We start from the raw sequence: 6000 nt of genomic DNA on the forward strand, positions 1-6000 counted from the left end.
AAGGGACGAGAAAGCTTAGCTTCCCGCGGTACCACCCTGGCTAGAAAGATTCACAAAGTGAATCCAACCTCTCGAGCATTCGTAACGTGAATGAAACGCTTCATTTACTTACTGCAAAAGCAGGTTCAACTCAGAACTCAAGGGTGATCTTCAATATCTTCGCTTATTCCGGGCTTTCACCATCCCCGGTTCGCTAATAATAAGTGTGTGAAGAATTTACTTTCCCTGTCATCGTCTAATTTCATAATGAATAGTATTGTTAAAAAATTATATGCGAAAAAAGTGTTCAAAGTCAAGGAATCGTTTAAATTTCCTCTTCCACTCTCTCATTTAATTCTATTTCTGTCGCATCAACTTCATAATCCAGAAGATGATCCCAATCGTCATTGTCCAGCAAATCGAGCTGTGCACCGACAAGCATTTTGAAACGCGTCCGGAATACTTTGGATTGCTTTTTCAAATCCTCAATATCCATCGCTATTTTCCTTGCTTTCACGAGTGACTCATTGACGATCCTGTCCGCGTTCTTCTCTGCTTCCTTTATGATCAGTTTCGCTTCTTTTTGGGCATTGCGCCTTAATTCTTCGGCTGCTTCCTGAGCGACAATAATCGACTTGTTAAGTGTACCCTCAATTGTCGTAAAATGTCCCAAACGATCAAAAGTCTCGTTCAGTTTATCTTCAAGTTCTTTCTTCTCCCTCAAAATCAGTTCATAATCTTTAATGACCTGGTCGAGAAATTCATTAACTTCATCTTCATCATACCCACGAAATACTTTGTTAAATTCCTTGTTATGTATATCTATCGGGGTTAAGGGCATTACGGCACCTCCAGAACGGTTTCTACTCTAGTTTGTTAAAACTCTATATTCGACAATAAATTTATAAATCCTGCTTTTTATTGAATTATTTTTGTCTGCCTAACGAGATTCTCCACTTATCCTTCTTGGTTTTTCCATCGATTGAAGCTATTTTACATCTGCCAAAACCTCTGATGGAAAGTGTATCACCTTCACGGCATTCTTCCGAGACGTTTTCCGTTTGCTTGAAATTCACCTTTACTTTACCTGACGCTATCAAGGCCTGCGTTTTTTGACGGGACATGTTCAGGACGGACGAAAGCACACTGTCAATCCTAAGAGAACTGACGGTGGTTACTTGCTCTTCCCATTTTTCTTTAGTTTGGACGATATCCTCGATTGGAAGACGTCTGATGGAAACAGAAGCATTGCCTATTTTCTCCAGATTCCCTGTGAGATACGAATCCATCTCCTCAGCAGCTATAAACTGAGTGTGCTCCTCCGTCACTATTATATCACCAAATTTTTCACGTTTTACCCCTAGTGACATTAAGGTTCCAAGTATTTGCCTATGTTCAAGCGTAACAAACTTTTTTGGATAGGAGATATCGTATAAGGAGATATTGAAATCCGATGGTTCAGGAGAATAATAATCAGGGTAAATGAGCGCACGTTTTCGCTCTACGAAATCGCCCCCGCCATTGAATTGCAGTTTCGCATCCGGATCATTCCCCAATAAGGAAGTAAGGATTTCCTGCTGACGGGGATCAAGAAAATCAGATAGTTTCGGAGCGTAGGAATTTTTAACCTGATCGATCCAATTCATAGCCTGGTCAATAAAATCTTTTTCCTCCGGCCTGAAATGCTGATAAATACTCATGATTGAATAAATGCTCCTTAGTTATCAAATTAATGAACGATCATAAGAAATTGATTAAACGGCTCTGCGTTGCTACTACACAGCGGAGAATCTTCCGACTGTGTAGTAAGATCATCTCAGGTTAGTTGTTGATCATCCTATTAAAGTCTGTAAGTAATAGATTCCATAACCGCTGGCAAAATTAAGTACCAGCAAAGCCACAAGAGGTGAAAGATCGATCATGCCAAGTGGCGGGATGAACTTTCTGAACGGTTCTAAATACGGTTCGCAAATCTTTTCCAGAAATTGACCGATCGATGTCTCCCTTGCATTGGGGAACCATGACATCAATATGTAACCGATTAATGCCATTGAATAAATTTCAATTAAATAATATAAACCCTGAAGCACTAAACCCATTAACCATTACCACCTCGCTTCTTCGTACTCCTCTTCGGCGGCGAAGCCGGTAATATTACCGGAAACATCGACGTTGTCCGGGGTACATAAGAATATATCTGTTCCGATTTTTTGGATATCCCCGCTGATTGCATAAACAGTCCCACTTAGAAAATCAATGATTCGCTTTCCTTGGTCATGCTGGATCCGTTGAAGGTTCACGACTACAGCACGCCTGTTTTTTAAATGGTCGGCTACCTCCTGGGCTTCTGCATAAGCTCGGGGCTCCAATAATACTACTTTAGAAGATTTCTGTACGCTTTGCAAACTTACGATATTCTGATTGGCATGATTCCCTGCAGAAGCGGACTGATGCTGTTTAGCTGACTTCACGACTTTTGGTTCAGCCTCCTCTTCTTCCATCACTTCATCCTTGTACTCATACTCATCATCCAGCGCGAAATAAGATTTAAATTTTGATACGAACGACATCTATAGGGTACCTCCTTAAAATTATTCGCCTACAAGTGCTGTACCAATCCTGATCATTGTAGCGCCTTCCTCAATGGCAATCATGAAGTCATTGGACATCCCCATGGACAATTCAGTACAGGGGGCATGCTTCAACTCTAAATTTTGTATTTCAACCTGGATGCCTTTCAGTTTTCGGAAGCATTCCCGCAAAACCTGTTCATCATCGGTCAGTGGAGCCATTGTCATCAATCCTGCAACATTCACCTTATCAAACTTGGATAATCCTTTGATGAAATCCATCGTCTCCTCAGGACCCAGGCCATGTTTTGATTCCTCACCAGAAACATTCACCTGCACTAAACAGTTTATCGGCTCATCTGCACGTTTTTGAATTTCTTCTGCCAAAGAAATGCGATCCAATGAATGGATATACGAAATTTTATCGATGACATTCTTTACTTTGCGTGTTTGCATGGAACCGATATAATGCCAGTTTGGCTTGTCCTTCAGCACTTCATATTTAGTCAAAAGCCCTTCGTCACGGTTTTCACCTAAATCAAGTATTCCCGCTTCCAATGCTTCATTCGCTCTCTCGACCGAAACATATTTCGTCACCGCGATCAACTTTATCGCTTCACGGTCCCTTCCGCTATTCTCACATGCTCTATTTATTTTTTCTTCGATGTTTTTTAAATTGTCCACTACTTTCACTGTTACTCTAAATCCTCCTTCCAACCGATAAAACTCATCAACCTTCCTGTCTTCCCGTTATCACGGCGATGTGAAAAAAACAATTCATGATCACAGCTGGTACAGTATGATGTAACGTCGATCTGACTTTTTGGAATTCCTGATTTTTGAAGAATCAATGCATTAAGTTGCTTAAGGTCTAACTGATATTGTCCTTCACTGATTAAATTATAGGGCTTTTCGTCAATATCTACCAGCATATTCTGCACTAAATCCATGACATAATCATCAACTACATAGCACTTCGAACAAATCGACGGTCCAATAACAGCAAATATCTCACTAGCTTTTATACCCTCACTCAGCCATGCCTCAACCATTTTTCGTGCAATTCCATTAACCGTACCCTTCCAGCCGGCATGTGCCACCCCAATCATACCATGTGACGGAGCAAGAAAGTATAAGGGCACGCAGTCTGCATAGCAAAGGGTCAATAGAGCGTTTTGGTCCTTCGTATAGAATCCGTCAGTCGCTTTAAAGGCTGAATCATAATCCGTAGCACCTCTCCCGCCATCGCGGCTGGTAACTTGATGGATTTTCGTTTCATGTGTCTGCTCGGCGCCTATCCATTCATTAAGCGGAAACGTCAGCTTATCAGCTATAATCCTGCGGTTTCCCTGGACATCTTCAAGTTTATCACCGACATGAAAACCGGTATTCAATGATTGAAAATCACCTGTACTGACTCCTCCATTTTTTGTGGTGAAGCCCGCTACGAGCTGGAGATTTTTTTGTCTCCAGCTGTCAATGAGCATATATTGATCTTTGATTAAAACAAATGGCTCTTTCATGCTATAGACCTCTTTATTTTTAGTCTAGTGTATCATATATTTGGACCACGCACCTTTAAAACCGTTCATCTTTCACTTCTGCTTGAAAAACAGTCTGATGCTCAACAAGGATGACATCTGCACCGATTTTTTTTATTTTACGCCATGGGATCACAATATCCTGTTCCCTGCCAAAAAAACCCATCAATCTAGTTCCATTAGAAACGATGATGGCCTCTATTTTCCCCGTGGCCGTATTGATTTCAAGATCTGACATATTACCTAATTTCTTGCCATCCGCTATATTGACGATATCCTTAATTTGAAATTCGGAAATCCTGGTCACATCACTCAGCTCCTCAAAATTTCATCATAGATGAAGGTCCTATTCCTATGTATATGACATGATGCGCTCAAGGATGAAGAATACGATAAATAAACGTCCATTCGATCACGATCCCTTCCGGAAGGGATTTTCAACAAAATAAAAAAGCCGCTATGGATAAGTAGCGTTAAGCGGGTATTGACATTTTTGCCCTACCCGCTTCAGCTAACTTTTCTCATGCTCAGCTTCTACTGTTGGATATTTTTATTCATTTGTTTGATTGCCGCTTTTTCCAATCTGGAGACCTGTGCTTGTGAAATGCCGATTTCCTCGGCTACCTCCATTTGCGTCTTCCCTTGGAAAAACCGTTTGCGAAGGATCATTTTTTCCCGGTCATTCAACCGTCTCATGCCTTCATTTATAGCTATTTCATCAATCCAGGTACTATCTTTATTTTTTTCATCACTCAGTTGGTCGAGTACATAAATCGGATCCCCGCCATCATTATAAATCGGTTCAAAAAGTGAAACTGGATCTTGTATAGCATCTAGTGCAAAAACAATTTCTTCATGAGGCACTTCCAACACCTTGGCGATTTCTTCAGCTGTCGGCTCACGAAGGGTCTGGCTTATGAGCTTTTCTTTTACCTGCAAAGCTTTGTAAGCAATGTCTCTTAAAGAACGGGATACCCGAATCGGATTATTGTCACGAAGATATCTTCTGATTTCTCCAATAATCATCGGAACAGCATACGTTGAAAACTTAACATTTTGACCTAGGTCAAAGTTATCTATCGACTTCATCAACCCTATACAGCCTACCTGAAATAGATCATCTACATACTCTCCCCGATTGTTGAAGCGTTGAATGACGCTTAGAACGAGTCGAAGATTCCCGTTTACCAGTTTCTCTCTTGCTGAAATATCGCCATCTTGCAGTTCTTTAAAGAGTTTTCTCATTTCTTCATTCTTTAAAACCGGTAATTTTGATGTATCCACACCGCAGATTTCAACCTTATTACGAGACAAAATTATTCCCTCCTCACAGGAGCGCTGTACAAAAAACAGTATTTCCGCGGGAGGAAAAAATATGCACATGGCTAGAACAGAAAATCCCCATTATTTTTCAATATAGGTATCAAAGTATTGATTTGATTGACATTTAAGCACTTTATTTTTTTACACCATTTTATTAAATTCTTTACGAAGCCTCTTAATAATCCTTTTTTCCAAACGTGAAATGTAAGATTGGGAAATCCCCAGCATGTCGGCAACATCCTTTTGGGTTTTTTCTTCTCCGCCTGCAAGCCCAAAACGGAGTTCCATTATCTGTTTTTCACGTTCGGATAACTGTGTAAGTGCTTTTGTCAGCAGCTTACGGTCAACATTTGCCTCAAGGTCTTTCGTGATAATGTCATCGTCCGTTCCAAGTACATCGGATAACAGAAGTTCATTTCCATCCCAATCAATATTCAGGGGTTCATCAAAAGAAACTTCAGAACGGATTTTGTTATTTCTGCGTAAATACATTAATATTTCATTCTCGATGCATCTCGAAGCATATGTAGCGAGTTTTATTTTCTTCTCAGGATTGAATGTATTCACAGCTTTGATCAAACCTATGG

At 40.5% G+C, this 6000-nt stretch carries 9 protein-coding genes; all 9 read right to left on the reverse strand.

The features are described 5' to 3' along the window. Positions 1 to 304 precede the first annotated feature (304 nt). Positions 305 to 820 (reverse strand): DivIVA domain-containing protein, encoded by a 516-nt coding sequence (locus ACFVSH_RS11140; RefSeq protein WP_034313857.1) that lies wholly within the window; start codon positions 818 to 820, stop codon positions 305 to 307. An 85-nt stretch (positions 821 to 905) separates the two neighbouring features. After that, positions 906 to 1679 carry a YlmH family RNA-binding protein gene (locus ACFVSH_RS11145; RefSeq protein WP_387599762.1) on the reverse strand — a complete coding sequence of 258 codons (774 nt, stop codon included), beginning with the start codon at positions 1677 to 1679 and terminating at the stop codon, positions 906 to 908. Between the two features lie 132 nt (positions 1680 to 1811). Beyond that, positions 1812 to 2078: a YggT family protein gene (locus tag ACFVSH_RS11150; RefSeq protein WP_053345253.1), complete on the reverse strand. Its 267-nt coding sequence runs from the start codon at positions 2076 to 2078 to the stop codon at positions 1812 to 1814. Positions 2079 to 2084: 6 nt separating this feature from the next. Continuing rightward, entirely contained in the window at positions 2085 to 2549 is a 465-nt protein-coding gene (locus ACFVSH_RS11155) for a cell division protein SepF (RefSeq protein WP_076366647.1), read from the reverse strand. Positions 2550 to 2570: 21 nt separating this feature from the next. Then, positions 2571 to 3242, reverse strand: a complete 672-nt coding sequence (locus ACFVSH_RS11160; RefSeq protein ID WP_260284204.1) for a YggS family pyridoxal phosphate-dependent enzyme — start codon at positions 3240 to 3242, stop codon at positions 2571 to 2573. A gap of 2 nt (positions 3243 to 3244) precedes the next feature. Beyond that, positions 3245 to 4072 (reverse strand): peptidoglycan editing factor PgeF, encoded by an 828-nt coding sequence (gene pgeF / locus ACFVSH_RS11165; RefSeq protein WP_387599757.1) that lies wholly within the window; start codon positions 4070 to 4072, stop codon positions 3245 to 3247. A 55-nt stretch (positions 4073 to 4127) separates the two neighbouring features. After that, positions 4128 to 4397: a YlmC/YmxH family sporulation protein gene (locus ACFVSH_RS11170; protein ID WP_076366653.1), complete on the reverse strand. Its 270-nt coding sequence runs from the start codon at positions 4395 to 4397 to the stop codon at positions 4128 to 4130. 227 nt (positions 4398 to 4624) lie between these two features. Continuing rightward, positions 4625 to 5404 (reverse strand): RNA polymerase sporulation sigma factor SigG, encoded by a 780-nt coding sequence (sigG, locus tag ACFVSH_RS11175; RefSeq protein ID WP_034313871.1) that lies wholly within the window; start codon positions 5402 to 5404, stop codon positions 4625 to 4627. Between the two features lie 150 nt (positions 5405 to 5554). Next, positions 5555 to 6000 (reverse strand): sigma-70 family RNA polymerase sigma factor (locus ACFVSH_RS11180; protein WP_387705950.1); only part of this gene is annotated, 446 nt, incomplete at its 5' end.

The organism is Peribacillus sp. NPDC058002 (assembly GCF_042886655.1).
Lineage (GTDB): Bacteria > Bacillota > Bacilli > Bacillales > DSM-1321 > Peribacillus > Peribacillus aracenensis.